The sequence below is a fragment of the Tardiphaga sp. 862_B3_N4_1 genome (assembly GCF_051811085.1).
Classification (GTDB): Bacteria; Pseudomonadota; Alphaproteobacteria; order Rhizobiales; family Xanthobacteraceae; genus Tardiphaga; species Tardiphaga robiniae.
The window spans coordinates 439,353-455,877 of sequence record NZ_JBPWQB010000001.1; the positions used below are offsets into that span (position 1 = coordinate 439,353).

20 protein-coding genes are annotated in these 16,525 nt (G+C 62.2%); 8 read left to right on the forward strand and 12 right to left on the reverse strand.

Annotated features, from left to right (window positions below; all coding sequences use genetic code 11):
- Positions 1–151 precede the first annotated feature (151 nt).
- Positions 152–2,014 carry a tannase/feruloyl esterase family alpha/beta hydrolase gene (locus AB8B02_RS02115; RefSeq protein ID WP_439062986.1) on the reverse strand — a complete coding sequence of 621 codons (1,863 nt, stop codon included), beginning with the start codon at positions 2,012–2,014 and terminating at the stop codon, positions 152–154.
- A gap of 209 nt (positions 2,015–2,223) precedes the next feature.
- On the opposite strand from AB8B02_RS02115, the gene AB8B02_RS02120 reads away from it, so the two are divergent.
- Positions 2,224–3,198 (forward strand): VOC family protein, encoded by a 975-nt coding sequence (locus tag AB8B02_RS02120; protein ID WP_439062987.1) that lies wholly within the window; start codon positions 2,224–2,226, stop codon positions 3,196–3,198.
- A gap of 41 nt (positions 3,199–3,239) precedes the next feature.
- Here the strand turns inward: AB8B02_RS02120 and AB8B02_RS02125 are convergent, their stop codons facing one another.
- The 3 genes from AB8B02_RS02125 to AB8B02_RS02135 all read right to left on the reverse strand — a co-directional run bounded on the left by AB8B02_RS02125 (position 3,240) and on the right by AB8B02_RS02135 (position 4,594).
- Entirely contained in the window at positions 3,240–3,428 is a 189-nt protein-coding gene (locus AB8B02_RS02125) for a hypothetical protein (RefSeq protein ID WP_439057409.1), read from the reverse strand.
- 122 nt (positions 3,429–3,550) lie between these two features.
- Positions 3,551–3,769 (reverse strand): hypothetical protein, encoded by a 219-nt coding sequence (locus tag AB8B02_RS02130; protein ID WP_068731389.1) that lies wholly within the window; start codon positions 3,767–3,769, stop codon positions 3,551–3,553.
- A 387-nt stretch (positions 3,770–4,156) separates the two neighbouring features.
- Positions 4,157–4,594, reverse strand: a complete 438-nt coding sequence (locus tag AB8B02_RS02135; RefSeq protein ID WP_068731288.1) for a hypothetical protein — start codon at positions 4,592–4,594, stop codon at positions 4,157–4,159.
- Positions 4,595–4,744: 150 nt separating this feature from the next.
- On the opposite strand from AB8B02_RS02135, the gene AB8B02_RS02140 reads away from it, so the two are divergent.
- Positions 4,745–5,212, forward strand: coding sequence for a low molecular weight phosphatase family protein (locus tag AB8B02_RS02140; protein WP_439062988.1), 468 nt, complete (start codon positions 4,745–4,747; stop codon positions 5,210–5,212).
- Here AB8B02_RS02140 and AB8B02_RS02145 read toward each other — a convergent pair.
- The gene (locus AB8B02_RS02145; RefSeq protein ID WP_439062989.1) at positions 5,209–5,442 is read right to left on the reverse strand and encodes a hypothetical protein; all 234 of its coding nucleotides are present in this window, start codon (positions 5,440–5,442) and stop codon (positions 5,209–5,211) included. The genes AB8B02_RS02140 and AB8B02_RS02145 overlap by 4 nt on opposite strands.
- A gap of 183 nt (positions 5,443–5,625) precedes the next feature.
- On the opposite strand from AB8B02_RS02145, the gene AB8B02_RS02150 reads away from it, so the two are divergent.
- Entirely contained in the window at positions 5,626–6,000 is a 375-nt protein-coding gene (locus AB8B02_RS02150) for an Imm63 family immunity protein (RefSeq protein WP_089261637.1), read from the forward strand.
- 116 nt (positions 6,001–6,116) lie between these two features.
- Here the strand turns inward: AB8B02_RS02150 and AB8B02_RS02155 are convergent, their stop codons facing one another.
- Both AB8B02_RS02155 and AB8B02_RS02160 read right to left on the reverse strand, forming a co-directional pair.
- Positions 6,117–6,548 (reverse strand): hypothetical protein, encoded by a 432-nt coding sequence (locus AB8B02_RS02155; RefSeq protein WP_439062990.1) that lies wholly within the window; start codon positions 6,546–6,548, stop codon positions 6,117–6,119.
- An 85-nt stretch (positions 6,549–6,633) separates the two neighbouring features.
- Positions 6,634–7,479 (reverse strand): tetratricopeptide repeat protein, encoded by an 846-nt coding sequence (locus AB8B02_RS02160; RefSeq protein ID WP_439062991.1) that lies wholly within the window; start codon positions 7,477–7,479, stop codon positions 6,634–6,636.
- A gap of 479 nt (positions 7,480–7,958) precedes the next feature.
- On the opposite strand from AB8B02_RS02160, the gene AB8B02_RS02165 reads away from it, so the two are divergent.
- From AB8B02_RS02165 to AB8B02_RS02185, 5 genes are all read left to right on the forward strand, one after another.
- Positions 7,959–8,903 carry a helix-turn-helix transcriptional regulator gene (locus AB8B02_RS02165; RefSeq protein ID WP_439062992.1) on the forward strand — a complete coding sequence of 315 codons (945 nt, stop codon included), beginning with the start codon at positions 7,959–7,961 and terminating at the stop codon, positions 8,901–8,903.
- Positions 8,904–9,088: 185 nt separating this feature from the next.
- A complete protein-coding gene (locus AB8B02_RS02170) occupies positions 9,089–9,334 on the forward strand; it encodes a hypothetical protein (protein WP_439062993.1) in 246 nt (81 codons plus the stop codon).
- A gap of 122 nt (positions 9,335–9,456) precedes the next feature.
- Complete coding sequence (locus AB8B02_RS02175; RefSeq protein WP_439062994.1) at positions 9,457–10,662, forward strand: NAD(P)/FAD-dependent oxidoreductase; 1,206 nt, start codon at positions 9,457–9,459, stop codon at positions 10,660–10,662.
- A gap of 154 nt (positions 10,663–10,816) precedes the next feature.
- Positions 10,817–11,734: an MBL fold metallo-hydrolase gene (locus AB8B02_RS02180; RefSeq protein ID WP_309947997.1), complete on the forward strand. Its 918-nt coding sequence runs from the start codon at positions 10,817–10,819 to the stop codon at positions 11,732–11,734.
- Positions 11,735–11,868: 134 nt separating this feature from the next.
- Positions 11,869–12,615, forward strand: coding sequence for an SDR family NAD(P)-dependent oxidoreductase (locus tag AB8B02_RS02185; RefSeq protein WP_439062995.1), 747 nt, complete (start codon positions 11,869–11,871; stop codon positions 12,613–12,615).
- Between the two features lie 122 nt (positions 12,616–12,737).
- On the opposite strand, the gene AB8B02_RS02190 is transcribed toward AB8B02_RS02185, so the two are convergent.
- The 5 genes from AB8B02_RS02190 to AB8B02_RS02210 are packed head-to-tail and all read right to left on the reverse strand — an operon-like array spanning position 12,738 to position 16,504.
- Positions 12,738–13,793: an ABC transporter substrate-binding protein gene (locus tag AB8B02_RS02190; protein WP_093759258.1), complete on the reverse strand. Its 1,056-nt coding sequence runs from the start codon at positions 13,791–13,793 to the stop codon at positions 12,738–12,740.
- Between the two features lie 2 nt (positions 13,794–13,795).
- Positions 13,796–14,128: a hypothetical protein gene (locus tag AB8B02_RS02195; protein ID WP_092138836.1), complete on the reverse strand. Its 333-nt coding sequence runs from the start codon at positions 14,126–14,128 to the stop codon at positions 13,796–13,798.
- Complete coding sequence (locus tag AB8B02_RS02200) at positions 14,125–14,883, reverse strand: ABC transporter ATP-binding protein (protein ID WP_120288668.1); 759 nt, start codon at positions 14,881–14,883, stop codon at positions 14,125–14,127. The genes AB8B02_RS02195 and AB8B02_RS02200 overlap by 4 nt, the downstream gene beginning before the upstream one ends.
- Positions 14,880–15,686, reverse strand: a complete 807-nt coding sequence (locus AB8B02_RS02205) for an ABC transporter permease (RefSeq protein WP_439062996.1) — start codon at positions 15,684–15,686, stop codon at positions 14,880–14,882. The genes AB8B02_RS02200 and AB8B02_RS02205 overlap by 4 nt, the downstream gene beginning before the upstream one ends.
- Entirely contained in the window at positions 15,683–16,504 is an 822-nt protein-coding gene (locus AB8B02_RS02210) for an ABC transporter permease (RefSeq protein WP_439062997.1), read from the reverse strand. Before AB8B02_RS02210 ends, AB8B02_RS02205 begins: the two co-directional genes overlap by 4 nt.
- Between the last annotated feature and the right edge of the window lie 21 nt (positions 16,505–16,525).

Genomic DNA, 16,525 nt, shown 5'->3' on the forward strand with positions numbered 1-16,525 from the left:
ATGGCATTACCTGCCAAGTTAGAACCTCTACACACTAGAACCGTTAAAATCGCAGGAGTGTGCCGAGCGGCAATTTGCGGATGGCCGGATCAAGTCCGGCCATGACGAACGAGAGGCGAGAGCTTTCGCTCTCGCGCCGCCGGAATGACAGCTACTTGCAGCCGAAGCTCCCCGCCTGCGTCACTGCTCCACCATTCCACACTGTCCGCAACGGATAGACGCAAGCCGGATAGCTTAACTTGCTGTCGCGCGACGTCAGTGCGATCTCGTCGGGAGCCACACCTTTCTCGACCCAGTCCGTCAGCGCGGTGAAGAACTGATCCTGCTCGCGCGTCGGCGTCTGGTTGGCATTCCCCGGCAGTTTCGGCAGCGGCACGGAGTCGTTCTGGCCGCTGACCGTATAGGCGCGGCCCTGCGAGCTGTGGGCCGAGCCGGGCAGCAGATACATCCGCATGAACTTCTGCACCTCCGCGTGGCCGCCCATCTGCGCGGCGACGCGCTCGTGATAGTTGACATTGCCGGCCGGTGGGATCGCGTCATCGACGAGGCCGCTATAGACGATGATCTTGCGACCGAGATCGCGCAACTTGCCGAGATCCGCTTTGTCGGTGCCGAGATTGCTGAACCGGGTGGGCTGCAGGGCAAGGTTCTTGTTCACTGTATCGGCCAGGTCGGCATAGCTGAGCTCCTGCCACTTGTTGCGTTCAGTGGTCGAGCCGTTGTTGAACGGAATGTCCGACGGGTTGGTGGCGCTGGCATCGGCGGCGTAGCGGACGTCCTGCAGGGCCAAAGCCACGCTGCCGGCGGCTGTACCGGTGATCTGGCTGCCGATCGCCGTGGTCCTGGTGAAGGCCCACCACACCTGCCTCGTTCCGAGCACCTTGCCGCTGCGGCTGTCGGAGCTTTGCGCGGCGTCATAGCTGCCATCGGGCGTTGCGCCGAACCAGATCCTGTCGAGCGCCATCGCTTCCTTGAGGCTCATACAGGTTGCCGCATCGGCATTGCTGCCGGTGACGCCCTGGCCAGCCTCGCCGCTGCAGAGGGTCGCGGCATCGCGTGCGGGATCGTAATCGCAGGCGAACGGATCGAGCAGGAAACCGATCCCGGCCTTGTCGCAGGAGGCGAGGGCGCGCTTGTTCGCTGCCTCGATCTTGGCGGCGAAGGCGGTGGCTTTCGGCTTGTCGAGCGCGGTGAAGCCGAGTTCGGTCTTCATCACGATCTGCGGATACAGCGCGGCCGTGCCGAATTGCGGGATGTTGAGCGCCGGCTGCGCGATCATGTAGCCGTCATAGAGCTCGGGATAGTCCTGGGCGATCTTCATGCCCTGCCGGCCGCCTTGCGAGTGGCCATCGTAATAAGCGTAAGCCGGCGCCTTGCCGTAATAGAGCGTGACGAGCGCTCTGGTCTTGACGGCCTGCTCCACCATGGCGCGGACCGAGAAGTCGCGGAACGCCTCGACATTGACCTTGCCGTCGGAGAGAAAGGTGAAGGAGCCGTCCTGATACCAGGGTTGTCCTGCATCGGTGGTGCCCGAGGCATAACCCATATTGGCGTTGACGAGGGCGGGCACCTTGCTGCCGATCCTGTCGGCAGTGCGATGGCCACCGCCGACCCAGCCGCCGCCGCCGTAATTGCGGATGCGCGTATTCCAGTTCGACGGTGTCGGCAGCCAGACCTCGATGCCGATGCCCTCGGACCAGGAGCGTGCAGTCTTGTCCTTTTCCGCCGTGAAGCCTGGCCCCACCAGAAGCTTCACAAGGCACATGTCCGCCGCCATGGTGATCGGGCGGGGCGAATCCTGTGCGACCAGGTCCTCGCCCTTTTTGATCGCCCGCACGGCCACCACGGTGGTGGCCTCATCCGGATGAAATGCAGTCTTGATACCGTCGTCGCAGGCGAGCTGCTGTGCGGAAGCGGGCGCGGTGCCGCCGCATAGCGCAGCAAACAAGGCCATCGCCGTCACGATGGCACGCGTGCGGCTGTCATCATGGATGATGTGGGGGGCTGTCGACATGGCGTTTCCCGTCTGTTTTATTTTTGAGTTGGGGTGAGTTCTCCTCACTTCGCTTCTGCGATCAACTACCAAAACGATGTCGGAACGTAACATTATGTTAAAAAAGGCCCCGTGGATTGGGCCTACAGCGATGTGATTTGACCCCGTATGGTCGCCTGCTATCCACAATGATCCGCTCTTGAACTCCTTCTGCCGCCATGGACCCCCGCATGACCACGCGCCGACAGGTGATGAAGCTCGCCGCCTTTGCTGCCAGCCAGACCGCGCTGATGGGCGCGGTGCGTGCTGAGGGCGGTGTCGATCCCGGCGCGGCCGCGTCGTCACGGCTCCCCTTCGCGCAGCAGACGCCGATGCGTATCGGCGCCGCGGCGCTCCGCGTCCGCGACCTCGGCAAGATGCGGACCTATTACACAGACCTGCTGAAGCTCGACACCATCAGCGCGGACAAGACCGAGGTCGTGCTCGGCGTCGATGGCGTGGCGCTGCTGCATCTGATCCATCGGCCCGATGCACCGCTGGAAGCGCAGACCACCGCCGGGCTGTTTCACACCGCGTTCCTGATGCCGAGCCGCGCCGATTTCGCGCGCTGGCTGGTCCATGCCGCGCTGGCGCGCACACCGTTCGATGGCTTTGCCGATCATCACGTCAGCGAAGCCTCCTATCTCACCGATCCCGAGGGCAACGGCATCGAGGTCTATTCGGACCGGCCGCCGTCGGCGTGGAAATGGACCGGCGACACCGTCACCATGGGGACCGACCAGCTCGACATCGACAATATCGTGGCGCAGACGGACACGACTCGCGATCAGTATCACACCGCGCCGAAGGCGCTGCGTATCGGCCACATGCATCTACGCGTCGGCGATGTCGCGCGCGGGCGCAATTTTTACGAGGGGCTGATCGGGATGGAGCCGACGCGGCTCGGGCGGCCGGGTGTCGCATTCCTGTCGTCAGGTCGCTATCACCATCACATCGGCATCAACACATGGCAGAGCGCCGGCAGCGGTCCGCGCAATGCGCAGGAGACCGGGCTGGCCTGGTTTTCGCTCCGTATTGCCGATGATGCTGTCATAACTGACCGCAAGCGCCGTCTTGCGGCGGCGGGCCTGTCAGGCGAGTCGATCGCAGATGGCATTGCGATCGCCGATCCCTGGGGCACCCAGGTGCGGCTCGTGAAAGCGTAAGGTTGAGAAAGATTCGGCCGGTCTGCTGTCGCGCGACGGGCCTACACCTCAGCCAATTCGAAATACCGCGGCGCGTCGCGCCAGCCATGGGCTGCAGCATGGAGCGCCTTGGCGCGATAATCCAGTTCGAGATCGCAGAGCATGCCGCGCATTTCCAGATCGCTCTCCTCGCGGGCGAGGCGGTTGCAATCGTCCGCGCGGTCTCTGAAATAATTTTCTGACATAATCATCGGTATCGTTTTCCATCGGCTTCGATGGAACTTCGCCGTCCGGTTTGGCGAAGACGTGGCGGCATGCCATCAAATACATGGCAGTTCCCGCTTTTCGGGTTGCGAAAGATTGCGCAGCAATGTTACGGCGCGCCGTTGGCGCCTGCGGTCACGGCATGCGACACGAGCGCATGGGCATCGGTGATGCCGCCGGCCGCATGGCGCACGATGGTCTCCGCCATCATCGCCTTCGTCGCCGGTGTACGATGCTGCACGGCGATCTGCTGCACAGCGATATCCAGCACCTGGCGCAGCGTGGCCACATAGTTTGCGTCGAACTTCGGTGTCGGGTCGGTTGTCATGATACACTCCGTCGTCTCGAGCTGCGCGGACCATGCTGGCGCATTGGGGCGTATCTTGGCCCGTGCGATGAAACGTCGATGACGGCTGGTGACATTGTTTTGAAGTGTGGGCGTGAACCTTCACGCGGTGTTGCGCGACATCGCGTCGCGCGCATTGCGCTGCACACCAGAGCGCAAAAAGGGATCGATAAAATCTTTAGCAAGTGTGAAGCCACGATGACGTCGCGTGCACATTCGCGCGATTGATGACCCCTGCCATTTTGTTGAATGGGGCTTGATCAAGCGCCATCCCGAATGCGGCCTATCGCGCGTCGAGGCGTCGGTTCGCGGATGTTTGCACGGGCGCCTTGCAGCAAGGCGTCCGTGCTCCGCTTATGGGCGCGCCGCTTACCTCAGCGAGATGGCGAGGCCCGAGAGATCGGCATTGACCATCAATCCGGTCTGGCGGCCGCTCAATTCCAGCAGCGCGCCCTTTTCGTTGGTGAGCACGATGGCGCTGACGCCGCGGCCGACGGCAGCACCCGCGCCGCCTGCGCCATAAACTCCGGCCACATCGCCCGGGCTGTTGATGCGGCTGACGCGGCCGGACAGATAGGTCTGCGACGCGCCGAAGACGAGGCCCGCGCTCAAGCCGCCGATCGACAGCGGATAGGTCCGCCCGCGAAAGGTCAGCGTGCCCGAACCGCCCGACGCGCCGATAAACCAGCCGCCCTTCAGCACATTGATGCGGATCGTGCCGCTATCGGCGAAAGCCGCGGAGGACAGGCTTGCGCCGATCAAGGCGAGGGCGGCGACGAGGGTGGTGCGGAAAAGCGAGCGCGACATGGGGGTGTCCTCCGAGGAATGATTCGTTGGCGCAAGGCGAGGCCGGCACAATTCAGCAAAATGGCCGCGGGGTCCATGGGCCTTCGGCGCTGCGCGGGCGGCGAGGGCGCTGCAATTGACAAATGCAGGCCCCACCAAACACACTCGGCCATGGCCAGGACCGTCCTCTTCCTCTGCACCGGCAACTACTATCGCAGCCGCTATGCGGAAGAACTCTTCAATCACCTGGCGCGCCGTGCCGGTCTGGACTGGGAGGCGACGTCGCACGCCCTGGCCATCGAGCGGGGCAAGGACAATGTCGGCCCGATGGCGCGGCAGACCATCGACGCTCTGACCATCGATGGCATTGCGCCCCTTGGCGCGTCGCGGATGCCGGCGGTCTGTACGCATGATGCGCTTGCAGCGTCCGATATGATCGTGGCCGTGAAGGAGGCCGAGCACCGCACCTTGCTGGTGACGCGCTTTCCGGGCTGGGAAGATCGCGTGACCTATTGGCACGTGCATGACATCGACGTGGCGCCTCCCGACGTCGCGCTGGGCGAGCTGAAGGCGCTCGTAGAGGCCTTGGTGCAACGGCTTGCGAATGTGCGAGAGGGCAGCTGTGCCGGTACTACTTAATTGATGCTGTGAAAGAACCACTTCACCAGCAACACGCCGCTGCCGATCGCCACAACCACGATCCCGTAGCCGGTCAGGACGTCGGCCGGCGTGCCGCCAAATGGCCACAACTCGGCAACGCAGAGGCCGATGGCGAATGTCAGCACGGAGTAGAATAGACAGCCGCGCTCTTCCGGCTTTGACGCCAACGCCTGCATGATGAATTCCAGAGGGGGGCTTGGCTCGGACATCGACTAACTCCTTTCGATCAGTCGGCGAGCGCGACGATCGGGTTCAGCCGTATTGCGGCTGCTTTGCGCCTTGTTGCGTGAACCTGGTGCGCAGTTATCCCGACTTATCGCCACCGTCCCACGGCCGCATTGGCCAATCACGAGGCCGCTGCCTTGACACCCCTTGAGCAAGTCGATCACCGCATGCGCGTGCTTGCCGCACGGATCCATGCGCCCGAGGAGCTGCTGCCGGGGTATCGGCATGTCGATTCCGGCCGTGCGCTGATCGAGCATGACGGGCACTTCCACTACATGTTCGTCGAACGCGGCGAGCGATACGACATGCGGACCACCGACGATCTAGATGAGCTGATGTACTGGACTTTCGAGACCATCACCTCGGCGATGGCCGGAACCTATGAACTCATGCACCGCAATTCCAACGCCGGCGATATCAGGCGCCTGCGTTTTGCGCATCAGCTCGCATTGTTGGGCCGGCTTGATCCTGCATGGGCGGATCGCTGCCGCGCCAGACTCGATGATATCCTCTCGCGTCATCCTTATGTCGACGGGCGTTGATCGGCATGCATCGCTCGGAAGCAGATGTGATGTGAGCAATGGGCGGCGCGACAGGCTTCGCTATGTCGGGCGATCCCAAAACAGGCCAATTGTTCTCATTGGCGGTGCCGCGAAGGTCACCGGATGTGACGCTCCGCGAGCCACCAGTAAGCGAGCGCCGCAACGCTTCCGCCGCAGGCCGCTGCGCGGATCAGCCCCCATTCGGTCGGCAGTGAGGAGCCAACGGAGGCGCTGATGCCGAAGAAGCCGCCGCCGGTGATGGCGCCGCCGATCATGCACATTACCGGCGACATGATGCCGGCCCATCGCGCAAAGAGGATTCCGGGCAGGGCGATGAAAACGGTGGCCTTGAACGAACCCGCCACGCCGAAAACGAGAGTCAGCAGAGCCGTCGTGACGACCGCGCCGAGATGCGCGGCGAGTCCGCCGGTGGGCCGAAGGCTGAGCTGCAGCAGAATTCCCATGGCCAAAGGCGCGATGATAATCGCCACGATCAGGCCGACGATCATGCGCCCGATGTCGATCAGGCATCGCGAGACGCGGGACATCGGTGGTGCGGGAATGGGAGACGTCGGAGGCATGACGCTTGGAATGTGCCGCTTCCAGACATCAAGCCATGTCAGCGCCGGCCCGTCATATTGCGCTCAATTCTTTCGATACGCGCTTCAACGCCTTCAGGCCTTCTGGATCGGACGGAGCCAGTCGCGCGTGCATCCTGAAGTCAGCCAATGCCTCTTTCAGACTGCGTTTCTTCTCCCACGCCATGCCGCGGTTGTAATAGGCTTTGGTATCTTTCGGATCGAGCCGGATCGCCTGGTTGAAGTCCGCGATGGCCCGGTCGAAATTGCCTTTGGTGCCCCAGGCGTTGCCGCGGTTGACGTAGGCAGCCCCATGTTTCGAATCGAGCTGGATCGCCTGATCGTAGTCCGCGATGGCCCGATCGAGGTCACCCCTGCCGCTCCAGGCGCTGCCGCGGTTGTAGTAGGCGTCAGTATCTTTCGGATCGAGCTGGATCGCCCGGTCGAAGTCCTCGATGGCCCGGTTGAAGTCGCCCTTGGCGCCCCAGGCGCTGCCACGGTTGGCGTAGGCGAGCCCTGATTTCGGATCGAGCTGGATCGCTTGGTTATAGTCCGCGATGGCCCGATCGAATTTTCCGCTGTGGTACCAAGCGTTGCCGCGATTGTTGTAGGCAGACGGATAGGTCGGATCGATCCGCATCGACTCGTTGTAATCCGCCATGGCGTGGGTGAGGTCGCCCTGTGCCCGGTACGCCCCACCGCGACGCGCATAGACCCGCGCGAGGCCTCGACCCGTGTATTGGTGCGAGTCGATGGTGCGCGTGCACCCCGCGACCGCGAGGTCATCCGACAGCTTTATGCAGGAATCCGACTCGTCTGCGGCGGCCACTCCCGGCAACCCGGCGAGAAGCACCACGCCCATGCATGCGAACAACCGGTATGTTGAGAAGCGCATCTGCATCGCATGTGGTCTCCGCACGTTGTCCGGAGCAGCCGGGATACCCGACCGCCATTCCCCGGACGCTCATTTGTCCCTTGGTCGGGGTCGCAGATCAAATAGTTCATCGGCGATCATTGGATCCCCGGTTTCCGCTTCGGATCATTGTTCGGGACCGGAAAGAGCAGCAGATCGAACGGCTTCGGTCCAGCAGCGACGAGTTCGGGCGCCTCGCTTGAGCTCGCGCTGATCGGCGTCCAGGCAATCATTTTTGAATGAAAACTGCACGTCCGCGCGTCGATTGCACAAGAAGCCAAGGAAAACTCAACGGCAATTCAAGGTGCCTACAAGGCTTTCCGGCCCGTCCGCGCGCATTCTGGCAGTGCTTTCAGGAGCAAGGCCACAGATGGCCCGAACGATCGGAGAAAAGTCATGAGGATTATCGTCATGGGCAGAACAGGTCTCATCGGACGCACACGAATGCCTGATGCGGGTGCACGTCCATGACCAAACCTCACGATCGTTTGAACGATCCGGCAGCCGCATCAGAGGCGCCCCAGGAAACTCCGTCCCATGCCGAGCGGCCTTCTGCCGGTGCGGAGATGTCCCGCGTGCTCGGGACCACACCATTTCATATGGCTTTGGATTCCTCCGGTGCCGGAATCACCCACTGGAAACACGAGCCATTGCACGACGTCGTCGAGCCGATGACCCATCACGTCATCATGGCTTACAACGGTTCGATGCAGCGCATGGAGCGGCGGTCAGGAAGATCGGTTGCGATCGGAACGTTTCGTCCCGGTGTTGTGATCATCATTCCAGAAGGATCAAGCTCCCGATGGGATATTCCAAAGCCTGTTGATGTCGTTCAGCTCTATCTTCCGCACAAAATACTCGAGCGCGTTGCCCACGAAGCCGACATCGCCGCTCCTGGCGACCTTTTGGAGCGAACGGCGCATCCCGATCCCATCACATCGCGGTTGCTCATAAGTGCGGCGGACGTCCTGGAGGGCAATGCGGCCCTGGATGCCCTGTTCAGGCAGCAAGTGACGGATCTTCTGGCCACGCGCCTGCTGGCTGCGCACACCGGCGCGCCAACCACGTTCCAGCAGACCATGGGCGGGCTGGCGCCGAAGACGCTGCTACGTGCCATCGAACGTTTGCGCTCGGACAGCGATACGGACGTCTCTCTTTCCGCCCTGGCCTCGGATGCCGGCCTGTCGCGCTTTCACTTCTGCCGCGCTTTCAAGGAAAGCACCGGGCTTTCACCACACGCCTGGTTGCGCCAACACCGGCTCGAGCAGGCCATGAACATGCTGCGCGACACCGACGCATCGGTCGTGTCGGTGGCAGCGGCGCTTGGCTATGCCTCGCAGACAGCCTTCGCAGCGGCGTTCAGGAAGCTGACCGGCGAAAGTCCAAGCGATTGGCGCCGACGGACGCGTTAGCCGCAATCTCTCGACAGGTACGTCAATCGCTCTGGGGCAGTTGCAGATCCGATCAGCTAGATCATCACCGTGCCCACGCCAATAACGGACGGAGACAGACAATGGCCTGGAAGACCTTCGTCGACCCACTTGCAATGATACCGCGACGGAGAGTCGTCACGAGCTCTCTGATATATGGACTTTCATTGACCATTCGACTGACGACATCGACGGGCGAAGAAGCCGAGAAGCCAGCGCAGACCGCGCAAGACAGCACCCCTTCGTTGTCCATTATCGTGAGCGACGACATCCAGGCTTTGAACGACCGGCCGCTGACGTTCGCACAGCCGATCATCTTTCATCGTGACCGGCCGCTGGTTCCGCGAATCTGCCGCGCCGAATGTGAACGTCCCATGCAACTGGCGTCGATGCTGGACTGTACCCCTCCATAGGGGCCCACCTCGTCGTTTCCCGTCTTCGCGTCATCGTTGATCGCAACAAATTTGCCGCAGGTGAGAAGCGGCGGCGGTGACGCGCGTACTGCCGAGCAACTTAAACCCAAGGAGAACATCACATGCGAATAGTCATCATAGGCGCCGGCTTCGCCGGCATGTACGCCGCATTGTCCGCAGCCCGCCTGCGCGACATCAAGGGCGTTTCGCCCGAAGAGCTCGAGATTGCGCTGGTCGCACCCGAGCCGACACTGGTCATTCGCCCGCGGCTCTATGAGCCGAAGCCCGAAACCTTGACGGCGCCTTTGCTGGATGTCCTCAAGGCCGTCGACGTCGTCTATATCAAAGGCAGCGCCGAGACAATCGACACCGCATCCCGCACGGTGCAGGTCGCGACCGCCAACAATAAGCGACAGTCGCTCTCCTACGATCGGTTGGTCGTGGCGACCGGAAGCCGGTTGTTTCGTCCGAATATTCCCGGCCTCGCGGAGCATGGTTTCAGCGTCGACAATCTCGACGATGCGATCGCGCTCGACAAGCATCTGCATGGCCTAGCCGATCGGCCGGCATCGAACGGACGCGACACCATCGTCGTAGCTGGCGGCGGCTTCACGGGAATCGAAGCAGCGACCGAAATCCCGACGCGGCTTCGCGCGATCCTCGGCAAGGACGCCCGGCCGCGCGTCATCATTGTCGAACGAAACAGTGCGATCGCTCCCGACATGGGCGAGAGTCCGCGTCCCATCATCGAGGAGGCGCTGCGCAAGCTCGGTGTGGAGACCCGGCTCGGTGCCGGGGTTGCCTCGCTGGATAACTCCGGGATCACACTGTCCGACGGCGAACGTATCGAAACCGAGACCGTGATCTGGGCGGCAGGCATTCGCGCTGCGCCGCTGACCACGCAGATCCCCGCCGAGCGCGACAATTTCGGCCGGCTGCTGGTCGACCGCGATTTGCGCGTACCCTCGGTACCTGGCGTCTTTGCCACCGGTGACGCCGCCAGAGCGGCCAGCGACGATGTCGGTAACTACGCGCTGATGTCGTGCCAGCATGCGACACGGATGGGCGCCTTTGCCGGCAACAATGCCGCCGCCGAATTATTGCGCATGGCGACCAGGCCATATCACCAGAAGGCCTACGTCACCTGTCTCGACCTCGGCGAAGCCGGCGCACTGTTCACGCGCGGCTGGGACCGCAAGGTCGAGATGGTTGGCGACGTCGCCAAGAAAACCAAGAAGGAAATCAACACCGTCTGGATTTATCCGCCGAAGCCCGAGCGTGCCGCCGCTCTCGCCTCGGCCGATCCGGAGCATGTGACCGAAGTCTAGCCCCTCACACAAGAAAGGACCGTGCTCCATGCAGGAGCGCGGCCAGCTCTCGCAACCGATCAACCAGGAGGACCCACAGATGACACAGACGATTCAAGCCACTCGGAAAGACACTCAGCAAAATACCCAGCAAAATACTCAGAAGGAGAAACACATGAACCTTGATACGACATCAGCCCCCGTCAAGTCGGGGCGTAACGAACTGGTCCCCTCGCGCTATGCAGTGAAGATCGGCGACATCGACGTGCTGGTGGTTAGCGATGGCGTGCTGCCACTCCCAACCTCCATGTTGGGACATAACGCAGACCCCGCCGTCCGGGCCGCCTGGATGCGCGACATGTTCCTGCCGCCGGACGCTTTCGACTGGCCACTAAACGTGGTCGTCGTGCAGAGCGGCGAGCAGACCATTCTTGTCGACGCCGGGCTGGGATTGGACCCGGACCTGCATTTGCCGCGGGCCGGACAACTGATCCAGCGATTGGCCGCTGCCGAGATCGATCTTGCATGCGTCACCGATATCGTGCTGACGCACTTGCATATGGACCATATCGGCGGACTGCTCGTCGAAGGGGTGAAGGATCAGTTGCGTTCGGATCTGCGAATCCACGTGGCTGCCGCCGAGGTCGAATTCTGGAAAGCGCCCGATTTCTCTCACACCCAAATGCCGCCCGGATTCCCGGACGCGCTGCGGGCGACCGCCAAGCGGTTCATGGCCGAATATGGAAAGCATTTTCGGACATTCACGGACGAGCACGAACTGGCGCCGGGAGTCGTCGTGCGTCGGACCGGCGGCCACACGCCCGGACACAGTGTCGTCCGCCTGGCATCCGGCGGTGACGCGCTGACCTTCGCCGGCGACGCCGTGTTCACAGTCGGGTTTGACCAACCCGATTGGCACAACGGCTTCGAGCACGACCCCGAGGAGGCAGCGCGCGTGCGGACCCGTCTGTTGCGGGAGCTGGCGGCAACAGGCGAATTGTTGGTCGCGACCCATCTGCCATTCCCGTCCGCCGGCCACGTGGCGATCGATGGCGACGCGTTTCGCTGGGTTCCGATCTCCTGGGACTACTGATCGTTTGCCGGGTTAGGACCGGGGCGCGTTCTCTTCGCTAATGAGTGCGCGCCCTGGTTTTAGCAGCGCCGATTCAGAAGGACTGCAGAGTTGTGGGGCCAAGCCGCGTCATCTTGGCAAGAAGGAGATTGAAAATGCAGAGTGAAAAGGTCGTGATTGTGACGGGCGGCAGCTCCGGCATAGGGAGGGCGGCGGCGCTGCGCTTCGCAAGGGAAGGCAACAAGGTGTTCGTAACGGGTCGTCGCCTAGGCCCAATTGAAGAAACGATTGCTGAGCATGCGAACATAGCCGGCATGGTGGCGGATGCAGCCTCCGCCGAAGATGCCAAGCGCACAATCGCCAAGACGGTCGATCTTTGGGGCAGGGTTGATGCCTTGGTCAACAACGCGGGCGCAGGTGCCATCCTTCCGCTGGCAGACGCGACAGCCGATCGGATCATGGACATTTTTTCCGTCAATGTGCTCGGCCCAAGTCTCCTCGCCTCTGCTGCTCTTCCTCACCTAAGGGCAACACGGGGGACGATCGTTAATGTCTCGAGCACTTTCGGTCACAAGCCGGTGGCTGGACTGTCTCATTACGCCGCCAGCAAGGCGGCCTTGGAGCATTTGACCCGCTGCTGGGCGCTGGAGCTTGCACCACTCGGCATACGCGTGAACGCCGTGGCGGCAGGGCCCACGGAATCAGGCGCGTTGACTGGCATGATGGGGCTCTCCCTGGAACAGGCTGCGGCAATCAAGGAACAGGAGCGTGCGCGCATACCGCTCGGGCGGCGCGGCGTTCCTGACGATCTGGCGGAATGGATCGTGAGGCTTTCGAGTCCCGCTTCGGAATGGATGACGGGCCAGGTTGTTGCTGTTGATGGCGGTCTGGGACTGGCTTAGTTGCAGTTAGCGTTGCGGGTAAACGTGAGCCAGTCGCAAAGCACGTCGCTGCTAGCTAGTGTTTTCGACTGATACATCGATCAAAAAAGGCGGTCCGCAATTGGGCAGACCGCCTCCTATATTCAGGGCTTGAACGTGAAGTCCGGTCCGAGCGCGACGTCAGCCGGAATGGGTGGCAGATCGGCGAATAGTTCGGGATGCTTTTTCATGACGTTCAGCATCGGCTTGGCGTCGATGTTCTTGTTGACGTCGAATGTCGCCTTCAGCACGCCCAACCGCTGAAGCCGGTCCTGCGCGCTCCAGAGTGCCTTGTAGCTATTTGCCGAAAGACGTCGATCAAGCTGCTGGACATTGAATTCCATGGCGGCTTCGGCGATCTCCGGCTTCAGGCCGGGAATCCAGCGGGTGCCGATCTGCGCGGCGGCCTTGGGATTTTTGCGCATCCACTGGTCGGCCTGTGAGGTCGCGGCCAGGAATTTCTCCGTCGATTCCGGATTTTTCTCGACCCAGGACCGAAGCGAGACGACATAGCCGAGATAGGCGATGACATCACCGCCGCGGATTACTTCGAAGGCACCGGGGACGTCCTTCTGCGCGATGATCGGCCACGGATCCCAGCCGGAAAACGCATCGATGCCCTTGGCGAGCAGCGCGACCGTCATATCCGGCGGCGGCGTGTTGACCAGCTGGACGTCGTCGGGCTTGAGCCCGGCCTTTTCCAGCAGTGCCAGGATATAGAGATGGTTGATCGTGCCGAAGGAGGTCGCGATCTTCTTGCCCTTGAGGCTCTTGAGGTCACCCTTGACGATGCCCGATCCCTCACGGGCAATGATCGCCATGGTCGCATCCGAACCGGACTTGGTGGCGCTGCCGCTGTAATTGCCGAGCGCCACGAGATCCATGCCGCGCAGCACGGCGCCGATCATCGGAACGCCGACCTGCAGAATCTCGGTCTCGCCAGCCTGCAGCGCATTCAGCGCATCAACGCCGGTCGCGTAGGGGCGCGCAATGGTGACATCGAGACCCTGCTTCTCGAAGTAACCGCGCTCCAGTGCCACCGGGATCGCCAGCATGTCGATGGCGCTGACCATACCGACATTCAGTTTCGTCAATGTCTGCGATTGTGCCGGCACGCAAGCCAGCATCACCGCAGTTAAAGCCCATAATATGCGTTTCAAAATCAGTCCTCCTCCTTGATTGGCCCCACGCTCGTGACCCAGTAAGGCCGGGCAACCGCGTTGAGGTCCGTTCGTTTCACACCCCTTAGTCCGATGGAATGATCGTCGGCTCCGGCGATCCGCCCATACTTCTGAAACGCCAGAACGTGAAAACGCTCCGGCGTAAACGGCATATCGATCTGGATATTGACCTTGTCGGACGCGCCGGCGAGCTCCTTGGAAATCTTGCCCGGCGCCTCGATGCTTAGCCAGCCCTGAAACGCGGCCCACACGGCGATGACAGCGAGCACCACACGCCCGCGGGTCGAACGAATGACATCTCGCGCAATACTCATGCGGCCCGCACCATTTGCAGCACCTGCGCCGATAGACGCTTGAACGTTTCATCTTCGATCAGTTGATCCCAGACGCGCGGACGCGGAAGATCGACCTTGATCTGATCGAGCACACGGCCCTTGGACAGCACGACAACGCGGTTCGCAAGAAACACGGCCTCGGCCACATCGTGTGTGATGAAAATGACGGTCGGCTTGCGCTCCTGCCAGATCCGCGTCAGCTCCTCCTGCAGTGTCATGCGGGTCTGCGCATCGACGCTGGCGAACGGCTCGTCCATTAGCAGCACGGCCGGATTGTTGGCCAGCGCGCGGACGACGCCGACGCGCTGCTGCATGCCGCCGGACAATTCGTTCGGGTAGCGATCCGCGGCATGCAAGAGACCGGCGAGCGCGAGATATTCCCGAGCAGTGCGGTCGCGCTCGTCCTTTGGTACGCCCCGCATCTTCGGGCCGAAGCCGACATTCTCCAGCACCGTCTTCCACGGGAAGAGGGCGAACGACTGGAAAACAACGCCGCGATCCGGACCCGGTCCCTTGACGAGATTACCGTCAATCAGGATTTCACCGCCCGTATAGGGGATGAAGCCCGCGATCATGTTCAGGATCGTCGTTTTGCCGCAGCCGGAGGGACCGACGACGGAGACGAATTCGCCCTGCTCGACGTCGAGCGAGACGTCCTGGACGGCGGTGACCTGCGATCCCGCATAGGGATCGAAATAGGTCTTGCGAAGATTTTTGAGCGACAGTGTTTTCATGACGTAACCAATCCCCACCGCTGGCCCGTTGCGCGCTCGATCGGCGCAAGGATCCAGGCATCGACGATGTACCAAAGAGTGCCGAGAACGATCATGCCGAGCAGAATCTCGACCGTTGAGCCGGCGCGGCGTGCATCGAACATCATGAATCCGATGCCGCTGGTGCCGACGATGATCTCCACCGCGATCAGCGCGCGCCAGCCATAGCCGAGGCCGTTGCGCAGGCCGGTAATGATGTTCGGCAAGGCGCCGGGCAGCGTCACTTCCCACAACACCCGCATCGGTGACGCGCCGAGGCTCTGCGCCGCACGGGCCAGATCGCGATGTACCGACTGCACGCCGAGCACGGTGCTCAGCACGATCGGAAACAGCACGGTGTAGACGATGACAAAGGTCATGGTGGTGAGGCCGAAGCCGAACCAGATCAGCAGGATCGGCAGCCACGCAATATCGCCGATGGCTTGAAAGAACAGCAGCACCGGCCAGCAGATGCGATGCGCGAGGCGGCTGGAGCCGATCAGGATGCCGAGCGGAATGCCCAGCGCGACGCCGATGGTTGCGCCGAACAGCAGCCGGATCAGACTGTCCTGCAGATAGTCCGGCAAAATTCCCTTGTAGGTGAGGGAGATGAACGACCGTATCACATCCACCGGCGCCGGGAAGAAGGCGCGCGGAAACATGCCTGAATTGGCGACAATGCTCCAGATCGCCACCACGGGAATAAACGGCACGATGGTCGCGATAATTGGCCACCGATGCGTCGCGCGCACGTAGCCGCTCCAGAATTTCAGTGCAATGTTCATGTGCGCCTCACCAGTCCCCATCGCTCGATCGTCGCGCGTTCCAGCGGAACGAGCAGCAACCGGTCGATGAATAGCCACAACACGCCGATGACGATCATCCCGAGCACGATCACTTCGGTGCGATAGAAGTCACGGGCGACGAACAGCATGTAGCCAAGTCCGACATTGGTCGCGATCATCTCCGCCGCGATCAGGCCGCGCCACGCGAAGCCGAGCCCGGTGCGCACGCCTGTCACGATATTGGGGAGCGCACCCGGCAGCAGCACTTCGGTAAGCAAGGCCCATCGTCCGGCACCGAGCGAGGCGGCCGCATTGCGGATCGTCATCGGAATGGTGGAGACACCGAGCAGCGTGTTGTAGGCGACCACAAAGAAGACGGCGTTGAAGATCACGAAGATGATGGCGCCGAAGCCGTAGCCGAACCACAATGTCGCGATCGGTATCCAGGCGATGCCGGCAAGCACCGAGAAGAAGCGAAATAGTGGCGTCAGGAACGCCGAGACCGCAGGGCTCACGCCCATGGCGACGCCAAGCGGGACGGCGACGAGCACGCCGAGGAACGTGCCAAGTCCGACGCGCAGCATGCTCGCGCCGACATGGCGGATGAGTGAGCCATCGCCGATCGCGGCAACCGCTGCTTCGGCCACCGAGCCGACCGACGGAAAAATCCGCGGATTGACATTGAACAGCGGGACCACGATCGCCCAGATGGCGACGAGCACCAGCAAGGGCGCCACGAACAAGGCTGCGCCCACCAGCGAGTTCATGCCGCGCCAGGCGACGCGTGACCGCACTTTTTGACCGGGCGCAACGAGCACGCGACCTCCCTTTGACCAGCG